The organism is Sphingomonas mangrovi (genome assembly GCF_047975845.1).
Lineage (GTDB): Bacteria > Pseudomonadota > Alphaproteobacteria > Sphingomonadales > Sphingomonadaceae > Sphingomonas.
Genome location: NZ_JBIUCZ010000049.1, coordinates 1 through 15,461, shown reverse-complemented (window position 1 = coordinate 15,461; position 15,461 = coordinate 1). Strand labels below are relative to the sequence as shown.

Below are 15,461 nucleotides of genomic sequence, written 5' to 3'. Positions count from 1 at the left end.
ACACCCCCAGAAAGTGCCTCGGCTTCCGTACCCCCGCCGAGGCATTCCAACTGTTGCACTTCGAATGTGAATCCACATGCTGACTTCCGTCAGCATGACGAAGAAGGAACGGGGCAGGGCGAAGGCGTGGCTGCCCTACAACCGGCTCTCCACCGTCACCCCGGCGGGCAGCCCGGTGAACGGCAGCGCCCGGGCACCATCGCCGGTCAGCGTCATCCGGTAGGCGCCGTCCTCGGCCAGCGTCGCGTCGACCAGCGTCTGTCTCCGCTGCGTCTGCGGCGCCAGGCGGATGCGGGTCTCGCGGCCGACATGCTCGGCGGTGAGGATCATCGCCGGCACGGCGCTCGCCGCACCCGCCGGGCGCGGGGTGCAGCTGCCGGCGTCCGACAGGATCGTCGCCTGCGCCTGCTGGCGCCCGCCGCCCGCCACCAGCTTCGGCAGCTCGACCTGCATCGTCAGGTCGCAGGCGAAGGGGAGGCCGGGCGCGGCCGCCTGGAGCAGGCTCGCGTCGGCCGATCCGCTCACCTGGTCGACCCGCCACGATCCCGGCCACAGCAGCGCCTGCCCGCCCAGGTCGGTGTCCGGCCCGGTCGCGCGCCAGTCGACCGCGAATCCCAGGCTGGTGAGCGAGCGCAGCGGCGCCCAATGCCATTCGACCTTGCTGCCGCCGGCGATGCCGACTTCGCCGTTCCACACCGTGCCGGCGACGCCGCTGCGCCACGGGCGGTCGGTCAGCACCGCGCTCGCCGGCAGCGTCGCCAGCATCGCCACCGCGAACGAGGCTATTCCCAGCCCCGCGAACGCGATAGACCGCCGACGTGCCTGAGATCGCGCTCCTTCCGGACTTCTCGCGGCGGCAGACGCTTCGCCTGCTGCGATCGACCCTCGTGCTATCGTCTGCGGCATGGGCCGCTGCTCCCTTGCTGGCGGCGCGGAAGGAAACCCGCCCGGTGGCGCTGCTGGTCCCGCTGACCGGGGCCCATGCGGCGCTGGGCCTTAGCATGCAGCAGGCGGCGATGCTTCCGCAATCCGGTACCCCGACGGACAAGCCGATGCTGCGCGTGTTCGACACCGCCGGCACGCCCGCCGGTGCGGCGGCGGCGGCGCGCCAGGCGTTGAAGGCCAAGGCCGGGATGGTGCTCGGCCCGCTCACCGCGGCGGAGGTGCCCGGGGTGGTGCAGGCGGTGGGCGGCGCGGTGCCGGTCGTCGCCTTCTCCAACGACGCCGCCTTGCGCAACAGCGGCGCTTTCCTGTTCGGCATCACCGCGTCGCAGAGCACCCAGGCGATCCTGCGCTACGCCCGCTCGCGCGGCATCCGCCAGCTGCTGGTGGTCGGCGACGGCGGCGCCTGGTCGACCGCCTCGATCGACGCCGCCAAGGCGATGGAGGCCGAACTCGGCATCACCGTGCGCAGCGTCACCGTCGCCCCCGGCGCACCGCTGCCGTCCTCCGGCGATCCGCCCGACGCGGTGCTGGTGCCCGGTGGCGGCGCGCCGCTGCTCGCCGCCGCCCGCGCGCTGCACGACGCGGGGGTGCAGCTGCTCGCGACCTTCCAGGGCGTCGACTATCGGCCGGAGGCGCTCGCCGCGCTGGAGGGCGCATGGATCGCCAGCCCCGATCCGGAAGGGTTCGAGCGGTTCGCCGGCGCCTATGCCGCACGCAACGGCGGCCGGCCCGGCGCTATCGCTGCGCTCGCCTACGACGCGGCCGGCATCGCCCGCCAGCTGCGCACCGCCGACCGGCTGAACCGCGAGGGTTTGCTCGGCGAGCAGGGGTTCGACGGCGCGACTGGCGCGGTGCGCTTCCGCACCGACGGCAGCTGCGCGCGCAGCTTCGCGATCCTGGTCGCCGGGCGCGACGGCTACACCAAGGTCGCGGTGAGCCAGGGCGCGTGACCCGTGCCGCGCCCGAGGGGGAGGGCGGCTTCACCCTCATCGAGCTGATGATCTCGCTGGGGCTGTTCGCGCTCATCGCGGTGGCGGGCGTGACGCTGGTCGACGGTATCCTTTCGGTCCAGGGGCGGACCGAGAAGCGGCTCGACCGCATCGCCGAGGTGCAGCGCGCGATGTTCGTCGTCGACAGCGACTTCGACCAGCTCGCCCCCGGCACGGTGACGGGCGATGCCAACGGCGTGTCCTTCGTCCGCGCCGCGCCCGGCTTCGGCGGGCCGGCGATCTCGGTTTCCTACCGCCTTGCCGGCGGCGTGTTCGGCCGCACCGTCGACGGCCGGCCGCAGCGCGTGCTCGCCGGGGTGCAGAGCGCGCGCTGGCGCTATTTCGACGGCGGCTGGCTCGACGCCTGGCCCCCCGATGAGGAACGCGCCGACCGCTGGCCGCGCGCGGTCGCGGTCGAGCTGGCGGTGTCGGCGCCCAGCGGCATGGCCGGAACGGTGCGGCGGGTGGTGACGCTCCCGATCGCGCCGAGCACGCCGAAGTGACACGGCGTCCGCCCGGCGAGGAGGGGATGATCCTCGTCAACGTGTTGATGTTCGTCGCGATCGCCAGCGGCATCGTCCTGCTGCTGATCAGCCGCGAGGAGATTGCGCTCGATCGGGCGATCCGCTCGCGCGAGGCGGCGCGCGCGCTCGCGATCGTGCGCGGCGGCGAGGCCTCGGCGATCGTGGCGCTCCGCCGCGACGCCCGCGACGCACCCGATGCCGATTATCCGACCGAGCCCTGGGGCGCGATCGCCGACAGCGACGTGCCGATCGAAGGCGGCCGATTCGATCTCGCGATCGCCGATGCGCAGGGGCGGTTCAACGTCAACGCCGTGCGCGGCGACGATCTGAGCGCGCAGCTGCTGTTCGCCAAGGTCGCCCGCGCCGCCGGGCTCGACGACGGACAGACCGCCGCGGCGGTCGCGCTGATCCGCGAACACGGCCCGATCGCCGACCTGCGGCCGCTGCGCTATTCGGGGGTGCCGCCCGAGGTCGCCGACCGGCTCCAGCTGCTGGCGACGGCGCTGCCAGGCGCCAAGACGATCAACCTCAACGCCGCCTCGCCCGAGCTGCTGACGGTGCTGTTCAACGACGCGGCCGTCGCCGACCGCCTCGCCGCCATCCGCGCGCGCCAGGGGTTCCTGTCGCTCGCCGATCTGGCGGACGAGGGCGTGACCATGCCGGCGGGGGCGAGCTTGCGCTCCGACACCTTCTGGGTGCGCACACGCGCGACGATCGGCGGCACCGCGCAACAGGGCGCGACCCTGATCCAGCGCCGCCGGAGCGACGCCGGCCCCGTGGTGGTACCCGTCGCGCGCTGGCGCAACGCCGCCGTCCCGTCCGAGGCGCCGGCCTTCGCGCCGCCGCAGCGGACGGGTGGCTAGGGTCGCACCGGCGGCTCTTTCGCTTTTTCCTCCGTTCGTCTCGAGTAGCCGTCGAGCTTGTCGAGACGGCGTATCGAGAGATCAGTGCTTGCGGCTCTCTCGATACGGTCTCTCGACAAGCTCGATCCCTACTCGATACGAACGGGAGGGGGCGAACGGCCGGGCGCCTAGAAGATCGCGATCAGCGCGACGCCGGTGATCATCAGCGCCGCGCCGGCGATGCGGGCGATGCCGGCCTGGTGGATCTCGAATCCCATCCAGCCGAAATGGTCGAGCACCAGCGCCGCGACGGTCGACGCGGTGACGATCAGCGCGACGAACAGCCCGGCACCCAGGCGGGGCGAGGCATAGACCGTCGCCAGCACGAAGACGATGCCGAGCACCCCGCCGGTCCACGCCCACCACGGCGCCTGCGCGACCGCCGCGCCGTTCGGCAGCCGCTCGCCCGTCGCCAGCGACAGCAGCAGCGAGACGGTGAGCGTCACCAGCGAGACGATCGACACCGTCCACAGCTGCGTGCCGAGCGCCTTCTGCAGCGCGTTGTTGGTGCCCGATTGCAGCGCACTGGTGACGCCGGCCGCCACTGCGAACAGAAGGAAGAGCAGGTACACGGGCGATCCTCGCAAAGGGGGCGGTCGCCCGGGTTCCGGGAGCAACCGTCGGCGCGGGCAAAACGATCCCGGCGCGGGGCTTGGGGCGGGAGATGCCAGCTTTCGCTGGCACGACGACCAGGAACCGTCCCCCTGGCGCAAACCGGGGTCTCCGGCCGCGATCTGCACCGCTAGCGGATCGCTTCCCCGAACATCAGCGCGCGGACGTAGCGTACCGGCGGCGAGCCGTGCGCGAGCAGCGCATCGTTGTAGCGCTTGAGGTCGAAGCGCGCGCCCTCGCGCCGCTTCGCCGCCTCGCGAAGCTCCATATGCTCGGAATAGCCGACGAAGTAGCTCAGCAGCTGGGTGGAGGAGAGGCGCGCGCGCGTCCACTTGCCCGCCGCCTCGCGCTCCTGCTGGAATGCGCCCTGCATCATCAGCGCCATCGCCTGCGCCTCGGTCATGCCTTCGGTGTGGATGCCGATGTCGAGCAACGTGTTGGTGATCGAGCGTAGTCGCATCTTGAGCACCGTCAGCTTGAACAGCGGATCGCCGTTCAGATAGCCCTCGTCGGCCATCATCCCTTCGCCATAGACCGCCCAGCCTTCGATGAACGGGCCTGAGGCGAGCACCGCGCGCAGCGTCGACGGATATTCGTTGGCGTGCGCGATCTGCAGGTAGTGCCCCGGCATCGCCTCGTGCACGCTCAGGTCGTGGATCATATAGTCGTTGTATTCGCGCAGGAACGACGTCGCCTGTTCGTCGCTCCAGTCGGCGGGGATCGGCGACACCGCGTAAAAAGTGCCGAGCTGCTTTTCGAACGGCCCCGGGCTGTCGCAATAGGCGACGGCGACCCCCTGGCGGAACTTGGGCATCTCGATGATCTGGACCGGCGTGTCGGGCACGGTGACGAGGTTCTTGGCGCGCACGAAGTCTGTCGCCTGGCGCAGCGTCTCCGTCGCCTTCGCGATCACGCCGTCACGGTCTGGACGCTGGGCATACGTCAACTCAAGCGCCGCCTCGATCGCCTTCTGCTGCTGGTCGGGCGTGGGGGAAGCGGGAAGCGCCGGCGCGCCCGGCTTGCCCGCCAGCACGGTGCGCGCGATTGCATACATGTCCGAGCGGGCATCCGCCTTGGCCTTGAGCGCGCGCGCCTTGATCTCGGCGCGGCTGAGCGGCGTCACCAATGCAAAGGCGAGCTTGCGGTCGTAGCGCTCGGCGCCCAGGCGGAAGTCGCCCTTGGCCTGCGGCACCAGCACGGTGTCGAGCCACGTCTGCTGATCGGCGACCGCGGTCTTGAGCGCGGCGAGCGCCGCGTCGAAGCGCTGCTGGTCGGCGGCGGGCAGCTCGCCCTTATGCGGCGCGAGCATCGCTTCGGCGATCTGGAGCACGCCGGCGTTCTGCTGCGACACGGTCTTGGCGAAGATCTCCGGCACGCGCGCAGGCACCAGGCTGGCGCGCATCTGGCGGTACATCGCCGGGATCTTCTCCATCCGCGACGTCGCGGCGCGCAGCCGCTGCGGCCAGGGTGCGAAATCGCGTGCGGCGAGCAGATAGAGCCCGCCCGACACCGATTCGTTGGCGCCCTGCGGGTCCCATTCGAACGGCTTGAGCGTCTCCAGCGTCCATAGCTGATAGGCGAGCTCGTTGGCGAGCAGTGCGGCGTCGACCTGATTCTCGCGGCCGAGCTTGCTGCGGTCGATCCGCGTCAGCGCCGCTTGGGTGCGCTTCAGCGCCGCCACCTCGCGCGCCCGGCCTGCGGCGGAGAGGTCGTCGACCTCCGCATCGAAGCGATGGTCGCCCAGATAGGTCGCATAGGTCGGGCGCAGCCGCCCGATCTCGTCGAGAAAGCGCTTGCCCAAAGCTTCGAACGCCGCGTCCTCGGCCGATGCGGCGAAGACCGGTGCGGCCGGCGCGGCGAGGGTCGAGGCGCCGGGCAGCATCGCCCCAGCAGCGAGCAGCAGCACAAACAGACGAGGACGCATGGAAGGCCTTCCGAGCATTGGGAACGCGTCGGGTCTATGCAGCGTCCCGTACCGCCGCAAGGTCGGCTTACCCGCGCGGCGTCCGTCCGCTCAGTTCGGCGCCGGCCTGGCGATCGAAGCGCAGGTTGACCAGCAGTGCGCCCAGCGAGATCGCCGTCACCGTCCAGAAGGCGGCGGAGAGGTCGGCGAAGCCGGGGCTCGCTCGACCGGTTGCCAGCATCGACGTGTGCAGCGCCAGGCTGGCGGTGCAGATGCCCAGCGACAGCATCAGCTGCTGGAAGGTCGAATAGAAGCTGGTGGCCGCGCTCATCCGCGCCTTGTCGATCTCGTCATAGGCGATGGTGTTGTAGGCGGTGAACTGGAACGACATCAGGAAGCCCGAGACGACCAGCACCGCGAACATCGCCGGCATGGGCCAGCCGGGGCGGAACAGCCCGCACACCGCGTAGGAGGCGGTCGCGAGCAGCCCCATCACGATCAGGCTCGAGCGGAAGCCGAAGCGGTGTAGCAGTCGCCGCGCCACGCCCTTCATGCCGAACGATCCGATCGCGGTCGCCACCGTCATCGCCCCGCTCTGTGCCGCGGTGAGGCCGAAGCCGAGCTGCATCATCAGCGGCAGCAGAAACGGCTGCGCGCCCTGGGTGACGCGGGTGAGCGATCCGCCGAGTACCGACAGGCGGAAGGTCGGCACCCGCATCAGCGACAGGTCGAGGATCGGATGCGCCGTGCGCCGCGCGTGGCGCAGATAGAGCAGCCCGGCGACCGCGCCGAACCCGATCAGCGGCGCGGCGAGGCGCGCGCCGTCCGAGCGGCTCGCCATCTCGAACCCCAGCAGCAGACAGCCGAGCGCGGCCGCCGACAACAGGAAGCCGGCGCGGTCGAACGGCTGCGCACCGGGTTCGCGCACGTCGGCGATGAACCGCCCTACCAGCAGGAAGCCGGCGAGCCCGATCGGCAGGTTGAGCCAGAAGATCCAGCGCCAGTCGGCATAGGTGACGATGAACCCGCCGACGGGCGGCCCCAGAATCGGACCGATCAGCGCCGGCATGATCAGCCACGCCATCGCCGACACCATGTCGCGCTTGGCGACCGAGCGCAGCAGCACCAGCCGCCCGACGGGCATCATCATCGCACCGCCGATACCCTGAAGGAAGCGCGCGGCGGCCATGCTCGGCAGGGTGGGCGCAAGCCCGCACGCGAGCGAGCCGAGCACGAACGCCGCGATCGCGCCGCGGAACACGGGCTTGGCGCCGAAGCGGTCGGCGACGAAACCGGAGGCGGGGATGAACATCGCGAGCGCGAGCAGATAGGCCGTGAGCGCGATGCTCATCTCCGGCGCATGCACGCCGAAGTCGCGCGCCATCGTCGGCAGTGCGGTGGCGAGCACGGTTGCGTCCAGATTCTCCATGAACATCGCGCAGGCGACGATCAGCGCGACGGTGCGGTAGTTGGCGCCCTGTGCGACGCCGCCCTGCTCGTCGCTGGTCTGCGCGATCCCGTCGCCGGCGGGCACGATGCCGTCGCGAACCTCGGAGGTGACGGAGGCGATGCCGCGACGCCGCGGACGCAGCAGCTTCCGCGGATCCAGCCCGTGCGGGAGGTGCAAAGACATTGAGCCCGCTATCTGGCGTTTCGCGCGCGCGTTACAATGCTGCGAATGCGAAACAGCTCAGGCGAAGGCGTTCGTGCCCTGCTGGGTCTCTGTCGCGATGTCTTGGAAGAAAATGGTCGGGGAAAGAGGATTCGAACCTCCGGCCCCTGCGTCCCGAACACAGTGCTCTACCAGGCTGAGCTATTCCCCGACCGATGCCGTCCCGGTCGCTGACTGGGTGGCAGGCGGCGGCTTATATCAGCGTTTTCGCGCGGCACAAGCGCCTCTTTTCGCCTTTCTCACGTGCTGGAGGACGCCGGCTGCGCGCGGGCTCTTCGCATCGGGCGGTGCGGGTGCTAACCGCGCGGAATCATGGCGACAGAACTCAGCAAGATCCGCAATTTCTCGATCATCGCGCACATCGATCACGGCAAGTCGACGCTCGCGGATCGGCTGATCCAGCGCACCGGGGGCCTCTCCGACCGCGAGATGTCGGCGCAGGTGCTCGACAACATGGAGATCGAGAAGGAGCGCGGCATCACCATCAAGGCGCAGACCGTGCGCCTGGAGTGGAAGGGCCACGTCCTCAACCTGATGGACACCCCCGGCCACGTCGACTTCGCCTACGAGGTGTCGCGCAGCCTGGCGGCGTGCGAAGGCGCGCTGCTGGTGGTCGATGCGGCGCAGGGCGTCGAGGCGCAGACGCTCGCCAACGTCTACCAGTCAATCGAGCACGACCACGAGATCATCTCGGTCATCAACAAGATCGACCTGCCCGCCGCCGAGCCCGAGCGGGTGAAGACCGAGATCGAGGACATCATCGGCCTCGACACGTCCAACGCGGTGCTCGCCTCGGCCAAGGCCGGGATCGGCATCGAGGAGATCCTGGACGCGGTGGTCGAGCGGATCCCGGCGCCGTCGGGCGACGCCAATGCGCCATTGAAGGCAATGCTGGTCGACAGCTGGTACGACCCCTATCTGGGCGTCGTGATTCTGGTCCGCGTGATCGACGGCACGCTCAAGAAGGGCCAGCAGATCAAGTTCATGAACGCCGGCACCACCCATTTGGTGGACCGCGTCGGCTGCTTCCGGCCCAAGATCGAGCAGCTGACCGACCTGGGTCCGGGCGAGATCGGCTTCATCACCGCGCAGATCAAGGAAGTCGCGCAGACTGCCGTCGGCGACACCATCACCGATGCCAAGCGTCCGGCGGCCGAGGCCGTGCCGGGGTTCAAGGAAGTGCAGCCGGTGGTGTTCTGCGGGCTGTTCCCGGTCGACGCCAACGACTTCGACAAGCTGCGCGAATCGATCAGCAAGCTGCGGCTCAACGACGCGAGCTTCAGCTTCGAAATGGAGACCAGCGCGGCGCTGGGCTTCGGCTTCCGCTGCGGCTTCCTGGGGCTGCTCCACCTGGAGATCATCCAGGAACGGCTGACCCGCGAATACGACCTCGACCTCATCACCACCGCACCGTCGGTGGTGTACGAGATCGAGCTGACCCATCCCGATCCCGCGGGGATCAAGAAGATCGACCTGCACAACCCCGCCGACATGCCCGATCCCAACAAGATCGCGACCATCAGCGAGCCGTGGATCGAAGCGACGATCTACGTTCCCGACGAGTATCTCGGCTCGATCCTCAAACTGTGCCAGGATCGGCGCGGCATTCAGAAGAACCTGACCTATGTCAGCGGCCGCGCGCAGGCGACCTACGAGCTGCCGCTCAACGAAGTCGTGTTCGACTTCTACGATCGGCTGAAGTCGCTGTCGAAGGGCTATGCCAGCTTCGACTATGAGCAGATCGGCTATCGCGAGGGCGACCTCGTCAAGATGAGCATCCTCGTCAACGAGGAGCCGGTCGATGCGCTGAGCATGATCGTCCACCGTGGCACCGCGGAAGTGCGCGGCCGCGGCATGGTCGAGCGGCTGAAGGAGCTGATCCCCAGGCACATGTTCAAGATCCCGATCCAGGCGGCGATCGGTGGCAAGGTGATCGCGCGCGAGACGATCAGCGCGATGCGCAAGGACGTGACCGCCAAATGCTATGGCGGCGACGCCACCCGCAAGCGCAAGCTCCTGGAGAAGCAGAAGAAGGGCAAGGCGAAGATGCGCGAGTACGGCTCGGTCAGCATCCCGCAGGAAGCCTTCATCGCCGCGCTGCGGATGGGCGACGAGCAGTAGGGCGAACCTCTTTCATCCTTCGTCATGCTGACGGAAGTCAGCATCCAGACGCGCTGCGCCCCGAGCCGTGAGCGCAGCGGCAATGGATGCTGACCTTCGTCAGGATGACACGGTCGGGTAGGACCGGGCTTCTCAGGCGGCGGCGCGCGTCGGCTCGGCCCAGTGGACGCGATCGCGGCCGGCGTGCTTGGCGGCGAACAGCGCGGCGTCGGCGTGGTGGTACAGCCGCTGCCAGTCGGCCTCGTCGGCGAGCGGGCCGGTGCAGCTGCCGATGCTGGCGGTGATCTCCAGCGCATAGGGCATCGCTGCCGCGCGCAACGCCGCGAGCAGCGCTTCCGGGTTGAGCGCGGCGCGCGCATCGGCGAGGATCGCGAACTCCTCGCCGCCCAGGCGGGCGATCACCGTGCCGGCCGGCACCGTGCGGCGCAGCGTCCGCGCGACCACGCGCAGCACTTCGTCGCCGCCGTCGTGGCCGACCAGATCGTTGACCCGCTTGAAATGATCCACGTCGGCGACGAGCAGCTGCTGCGGCGCGAGCCGCCCGACCGCCTGGGCGAGGAAGGCGCGGCGGTTGAGCAGCCCGGTCAGCGGATCGGTGTCGGCGAGCCGCCGGGTGCTGAGCTCCTGCAGGATCGCGGTGTCGCGCTCGATGCTGAGCAGGCGGATGCGATAGGCGATCGCCAGGCCGGTGAGCAGCGCTTCCGAGCTCATCGCAACGACCGTCGAATTGTCGATCCAGAACCGCCACGGCAGCAGCCCCAGGTTCGACGAGACGCGGACCACCACCATCGCCAGCGGCGACGCCCAGGTCAGCGCGAACAGCCACAGATAGTTGCTCCGCCGCCGCCACGCCCGCCACAGGATCGGCACCACCACGCCCACCAGCGCGAGGAACGACAGCGAGAAGAACGCGTCGAGCACATGGATGTCGACCGGGGCGATCAGCAGGAACAGCACCCCCAGCGCGGTCATGCCGACCATCGACAGCTCGGTCAGCCGCCCGACCCAGCCTTCGAACACCCGCGCCTCGAAGAAGCTGCGGCTGAACGCCAGCGCGGCCGCCGCGCTCCAGGCGAGCATGATGTAGTTGACGGCGATGCGATGATTGTTCGCGATGCCCGGCAGCAGCCACGCGAGCGCGCCCGAGGAGGAGACGGCGTAGAACAACAGGCACAGCAGCATCGCGCAATAGGCGAGCTGGAAGCGGTGGCGCAGCGCCTTCCACAGCGCCAGATTGTAGACGATGAGCGCGATGCACAGCCCCGCGAAGCCGGCATAGATCGCCGCCATCGTCAGCGTGTCGCGCTCGGCCTGGCCCCGCGTCACCAGCTTGGGGCCCAGCAGGATGCCGCGCAGGTTGGCCGCGCCGCGGACGTGCCACAGCAGCCGGACCGCCGGGGCGGGGCGCGTCGGGATCGCGAACTCGACCAGCGCGCCGAGCTGGATGCGGCGGGTCAGCCCGTTCTGGTCGGCGGCGAAGGTTTCGACATGGCCATCGCCATAGAGGATGTGGAGCGTCACCGACTGCTGCCACAGGCTCATCATCCGCAGCCGCAGCGGCTCGTCGGCGGTGGCGGCAAGCGAAAGCGGATCGGACAGCACCCAATAGTCGCCGGGCCCGAACGCGCGCTGCGGCGTGACGCAGTCGAAGCGGTCGGGGGCGGCGAACAGCGCGCGCGGCGTCGTGCCGGTCGCGTCGGGAAGGATGCAGGTGGCGAGCGGGGCCGGTCGGCCCGGTGGCGTCGTCACCGGGCGCGCCAGCGCGACATTCACCAGCAACAGTGCGCAGACGATCTGCGCCATTCGAATCATGCTCCGGATCACGGCAGGCGCAATATCGTTACGCGTGCGAAAAATCCGTTAAGCGCCGTTCCGGTTGCAAACCGCGGCCCCGATCGCGAGGACCGGGGCCGATCTGGTTACGCCTTGGCGGGTGCCTTGGCCTTGCCGCCCTTCTTGGGCTTGCGCGGCGCGGCCGGCGTGATCTCGAAGGTGAGCGCGCCGTCCTTGAGCTTCACCGACACCTCGCCGCCGTGGACGAGCTTGCCGAACAGCAACTCCTCGGCGAGCGGCTGCTTGACCTTCTCCTGGATCAGCCGGCCCATCGGCCGCGCGCCATAGAGCTTGTCGTAGCCGCGTTCCGTCAGCCAGCTCTTGGCCGCCTCGTCCAGCTGGATGTGGACGTTGCGGTCGGCGAGCTGCAGCTCGAGCTGGAGGATGAACTTCTCCACCACCCGCTCGACCACCTCGGTCGGCAGATAGCCGAACGGCACGATCGCATCGAGGCGGTTGCGGAACTCCGGCGTGAAGAGCTTCTTCACCGCCTCTTCCTGCACGTCCTCGCGGCTGATCTGGCCGAAGCCGATCGATTCCTTGGCCATGTCCGACGCACCGGCGTTGGTGGTCATGATCAGGATGGTGTTGCGGAAATCGACGGTCTTGCCGTGGTGGTCGGTCAGTTTGCCGTTGTCCATCACCTGCAACAGGATGTTGAACAGGTCCGGATGCGCCTTTTCGATTTCGTCGAGCAGCAGCACCGAATGTGGGTTCTGGTCGACCGCGTCGGTGAGCAGCCCGCCCTGGTCGTAGCCGACATAGCCCGGAGGGGCGCCGATCAGCCGGCTGACCGAATGGCGCTCCATATATTCGGACATGTCGAAGCGCTGGAGCGGGATACCCAGGATCTCGGCGAGCTGGCGCGCGACCTCGGTCTTCCCGACGCCGGTCGGGCCGGAGAAGAGATAGTTGCCGATCGGCTTGTCCGGATCGCGAAGCCCCGCGCGGCTGAGCTTGATCGCTGAGGACAGTACCTGGATCGCCTCGTCCTGGCCGAACACGACGCGCTTGAGGTCGGTCTCCAGGTTGGCGAGCACGCGGGTGTCGTCGGTCGATACCGACTTGGGCGGGATGCGCGCCATCGTCGCGATCACGGCCTCGACCTCGCGCGTGGTGATCGTCTTCTTGCGCTTGGACGGGGCGACCAGCATCTGCATCGCGCCCACCTCGTCGATCACGTCGATCGCCTTGTCGGGCAGCTTGCGATCGTTGATGTAGCGCGCCGACAGCTCCACCGCCGACTTGATCGCGTCGGGGGTGTATTTCACCGAATGGTGCCCCTCGAACGCGGTGCGCAGGCCGGTGAGGATCTTGATCGTGTCCTCGACCGACGGTTCGTTGACGTCGATCTTCTGGAACCGGCGCAGGAGCGCGCGATCCTTTTCGAAGTGGTTGCGGAATTCCTTGTAGGTGGTCGAGCCGATGCAGCGGATCGAACCGCCCGACAGCGCTGGCTTCAGCAGGTTCGACGCGTCCATCGCCCCGCCCGAGGTGGCGCCGGCGCCGATCACCGTGTGGATCTCGTCGATGAACAGAATCGCGTGCGGCAGCTTTTCCAGCTCGTTGACGACCTGCTTGAGCCGCTCCTCGAAATCGCCGCGATAACGGGTGCCCGCCAGCAGCGCGCCCATGTCGAGCGAATAGATGACCGCGGGCAGCAGCACTTCGGGCACGTCGCCCTCGACGATCTTGCGCGCCAGGCCTTCCGCGATCGCGGTCTTGCCGACGCCGGGATCGCCCACATAGAGCGGGTTGTTCTTGGAACGGCGGCACAGGATCTGCACCGTGCGGTCGACTTCGGCCGAACGCCCGATCAGCGGATCGACCTTGCCGATCTTGGCCTTTTCGTTGAGGTCGACGCAGAACTGCTTGAGCGCGCTCTCGCTCTTGCCCTTGGGATCGCCCTTGGGCTTTTCCTCCTCGGCGCCCTTCACTTCGCGCGCCTCGGACGGCGAGCCGCCCTTGCCGACGCCGTGGCTGATGAAGCTGACCGCATCGAGCCTGCTCATGTCCTGCTGCTGGAGGAAGTAGACGGCGTAGCTTTCGCGTTCGGAGAACAGCGCGACGAGCACGTTGGCACCCGTCACTTCGTCGCGGCCCGAAGACTGGACGTGCAGGATCGCGCGCTGGACGACGCGCTGGAAGCCCGAGGTGGGCGAGGGATCGGTGGCCGAATCGACCTTCAGCGCGTCGAGCTCGGTGTCGAGATACTGGGCGACGGTCGCCTTGAGCTCGCCCAGGTCGACGCCGCACGCGCCCATGACCTTGGAGGCATGCTCGTCCTCGACGAGCGCGAACAGCAGATGCTCGAGCGTGGCATATTCGTGGCGCCGGGTGGACGCGGCCTCGAGCGCCTTGTGCAGCGTCGTTTCGAGGGCGGAGGCAAAGGATGGCATCAGACGGGTACTCCAACCGGGCCGACGGACTTGCGCCGGCCGTTTGCACCTATGTCGGGACGGAGACGCGCCGCATCAACCACTCGGGCCCTGCGGCGGCGCCGGCAATGCGGTCCTGCGAGCGGCGCGCGGCCGCTCACCGTCGGAAGAGCGCGTCGGCGCTGGCGCGGTGATCGACCGCGCGCTCGGCGCGGGCCCGGCAGCGGGCGATCTCCGCCTCCAGCGCGGCGATCCGCGCGTGGAGCTCGGCGACCGAAAGCGGGTCCAGGTCCTCTCGGGCCAGCTGCGCCAGCACGTCGTCCCGGCGACGCGGCAGAATTTCCTCGGCGTCCATGGGGCACAGCGTTGACCCTTGATTGCGCGATGTCAATAACGCCGGGCAAGCGCGGCGACCAAGGGGGCCACACGCCGATGAACCTTCCCGAGACCATGCCGGAGACCATGCCCGGAACCATGATCGCGATCGACCCGGAGACGCCGGGCGGGCCGGAGGTGCTGGTGCCGGTCGAGCGCCCGGTGCCGCAGCCCGGCGACGGCGAGTTGCTGATTCGCGTCGCCGCCGCCGGGGTCAACCGGCCCGACCTGCTCCAGCGCGCCGGCAACTATCCGCCGCCGCCGGGCGCGCCGTCGATCCCGGGGCTGGAGGTCGCCGGCACGGTGGCGGCGCTGGGCGAGGGTGTCGATCCGGCGTTGCTCGGCACGCCGGTGTGCGCGCTGCTCGGCGGCGGCGGCTATGCCGAATATGCGGTGGCGCCCGCCGGCCAGTGCCTGCCGGTGCCCGACGGGCTCGCGATGGCGGAAGCCGCGGCGCTGCCCGAAACGCTGTTCACCGTGTGGACCAACCTGTTCGAGCGCGCCTATGTCCAGGCCGGCGACACGGTGCTGGTCCACGGCGGCACCAGCGGCATCGGTACGATGGCGATCGGCCTGTGCCGGCTGTTCGACGTCGACGTGATCGTGACCGCGGGGTCGGCCGACAAGGTCGCGGCGGCGCTCGCGCACGGCGCGACCCACGCGATCGACTACAAGAGCGAGGATTTCGTCGAGCGGGTCCAGGCGATCACCGGCGGCGCGGGGGTCGCGGCGGTGCTCGACATGGTCGGCGGCGACTATGTACCGCGCAATCTCAAGTGCCTGGCCGAAGACGGCCGCCACGTCTCGATCGCGGTGCAGCGCGGGGCGGAGGCGACGATCCCGATCTGGCAGGTGATGCGTCGCCGGCTGACGCTGACCGGATCGACGCTGCGCCCGCGCGACGCCAGGTTCAAGACGCTCGTCGCAGAAGAGATCGGCCGGCTGGTGTGGCCGTTCGTGGCGGAAGGCACGCTGCGCCCGCTGATGGACCGCAGCTTCCCGCTCGCCGAGGCCGCCGAGGCGCACCGCCGGATGGAGGCGGGCGACCACATCGGCAAGATCGTGCTCACGGTGGGGGAGTAGGGCGCCAGCCTCCCACTCCCTGTCATGCTGACGGAAGTCAGCATGTGGATTCACATTCGAAGTGCAACAGTTGGAATGCCTCGGCGGGGGTACGGAAGCCGAGGCACTTTCTGGGGGTGTTGTT

General features: G+C 69.2%; 12 protein-coding genes and 1 tRNA gene. 5 read left to right on the top strand and 8 right to left on the bottom strand.

All coding sequences use genetic code 11. The annotated features are described in order from the left end of the window. Positions 1-135: 135 nt before the first annotated feature. Entirely contained in the window at positions 136-765 is a 630-nt protein-coding gene (gene gspN, locus ACBY01_RS16315; protein WP_416462029.1) for a type II secretion system protein N, read from the bottom strand. A gap of 185 nt (positions 766-950) precedes the next feature. On the opposite strand from gspN, the gene ACBY01_RS16310 reads away from it, so the two are divergent. From ACBY01_RS16310 to ACBY01_RS16300, 3 genes are read left to right on the top strand one after another with little or no spacing between them, the layout of a single operon-like run. Further along, positions 951-1,895 (top strand): ABC transporter substrate-binding protein, encoded by a 945-nt coding sequence (locus ACBY01_RS16310; protein WP_416462028.1) that lies wholly within the window; start codon positions 951-953, stop codon positions 1,893-1,895. Further along, positions 1,892-2,437, top strand: a complete 546-nt coding sequence (locus ACBY01_RS16305; protein WP_416462027.1) for a type II secretion system protein GspJ — start codon at positions 1,892-1,894, stop codon at positions 2,435-2,437. Before ACBY01_RS16310 ends, ACBY01_RS16305 begins: the two co-directional genes overlap by 4 nt. Positions 2,438-2,463: 26 nt before the next feature. After that, complete coding sequence (locus tag ACBY01_RS16300; RefSeq protein WP_416462026.1) at positions 2,464-3,321, top strand: type II secretion system minor pseudopilin; 858 nt, start codon at positions 2,464-2,466, stop codon at positions 3,319-3,321. 167 nt (positions 3,322-3,488) lie between these two features. Here the strand turns inward: ACBY01_RS16300 and ACBY01_RS16295 are convergent, their stop codons facing one another. The 4 genes from ACBY01_RS16295 to ACBY01_RS16280 form a co-directional block, all read right to left on the bottom strand. Then, positions 3,489-3,932, bottom strand: coding sequence for a DMT family transporter (locus ACBY01_RS16295; protein ID WP_416462025.1), 444 nt, complete (start codon positions 3,930-3,932; stop codon positions 3,489-3,491). Between the two features lie 170 nt (positions 3,933-4,102). Beyond that, complete coding sequence (locus tag ACBY01_RS16290; protein ID WP_416462024.1) at positions 4,103-5,896, bottom strand: DUF885 domain-containing protein; 1,794 nt, start codon at positions 5,894-5,896, stop codon at positions 4,103-4,105. Between the two features lie 67 nt (positions 5,897-5,963). Next, entirely contained in the window at positions 5,964-7,508 is a 1,545-nt protein-coding gene (locus ACBY01_RS16285) for an MFS transporter (RefSeq protein WP_416462023.1), read from the bottom strand. Positions 7,509-7,621: 113 nt separating this feature from the next. Beyond that, a tRNA-Pro gene (locus tag ACBY01_RS16280) sits at positions 7,622-7,698 on the bottom strand. Between the two features lie 161 nt (positions 7,699-7,859). Between ACBY01_RS16280 and lepA the strand changes: the two genes are divergently transcribed. Beyond that, a complete protein-coding gene (lepA, locus tag ACBY01_RS16275; protein ID WP_416462022.1) occupies positions 7,860-9,668 on the top strand; it encodes a translation elongation factor 4 in 1,809 nt (602 codons plus the stop codon). 132 nt (positions 9,669-9,800) lie between these two features. Here lepA and ACBY01_RS16270 read toward each other — a convergent pair whose 3' ends face one another. From ACBY01_RS16270 to ACBY01_RS16260, 3 genes are all read right to left on the bottom strand, one after another. After that, positions 9,801-11,492, bottom strand: coding sequence for a GGDEF domain-containing protein (locus tag ACBY01_RS16270; RefSeq protein ID WP_416462021.1), 1,692 nt, complete (start codon positions 11,490-11,492; stop codon positions 9,801-9,803). A 95-nt stretch (positions 11,493-11,587) separates the two neighbouring features. Then, positions 11,588-13,900 carry an ATP-dependent Clp protease ATP-binding subunit ClpA gene (gene clpA, locus ACBY01_RS16265; protein WP_416462020.1) on the bottom strand — a complete coding sequence of 771 codons (2,313 nt, stop codon included), beginning with the start codon at positions 13,898-13,900 and terminating at the stop codon, positions 11,588-11,590. Between the two features lie 136 nt (positions 13,901-14,036). Further along, positions 14,037-14,234, bottom strand: a complete 198-nt coding sequence (locus ACBY01_RS16260; protein WP_416462019.1) for a DUF1192 family protein — start codon at positions 14,232-14,234, stop codon at positions 14,037-14,039. Between the two features lie 77 nt (positions 14,235-14,311). On the opposite strand from ACBY01_RS16260, the gene ACBY01_RS16255 reads away from it, so the two are divergent. Beyond that, complete coding sequence (locus tag ACBY01_RS16255; RefSeq protein ID WP_416462018.1) at positions 14,312-15,337, top strand: NAD(P)H-quinone oxidoreductase; 1,026 nt, start codon at positions 14,312-14,314, stop codon at positions 15,335-15,337. Positions 15,338-15,461: the final 124 nt, after the last annotated feature.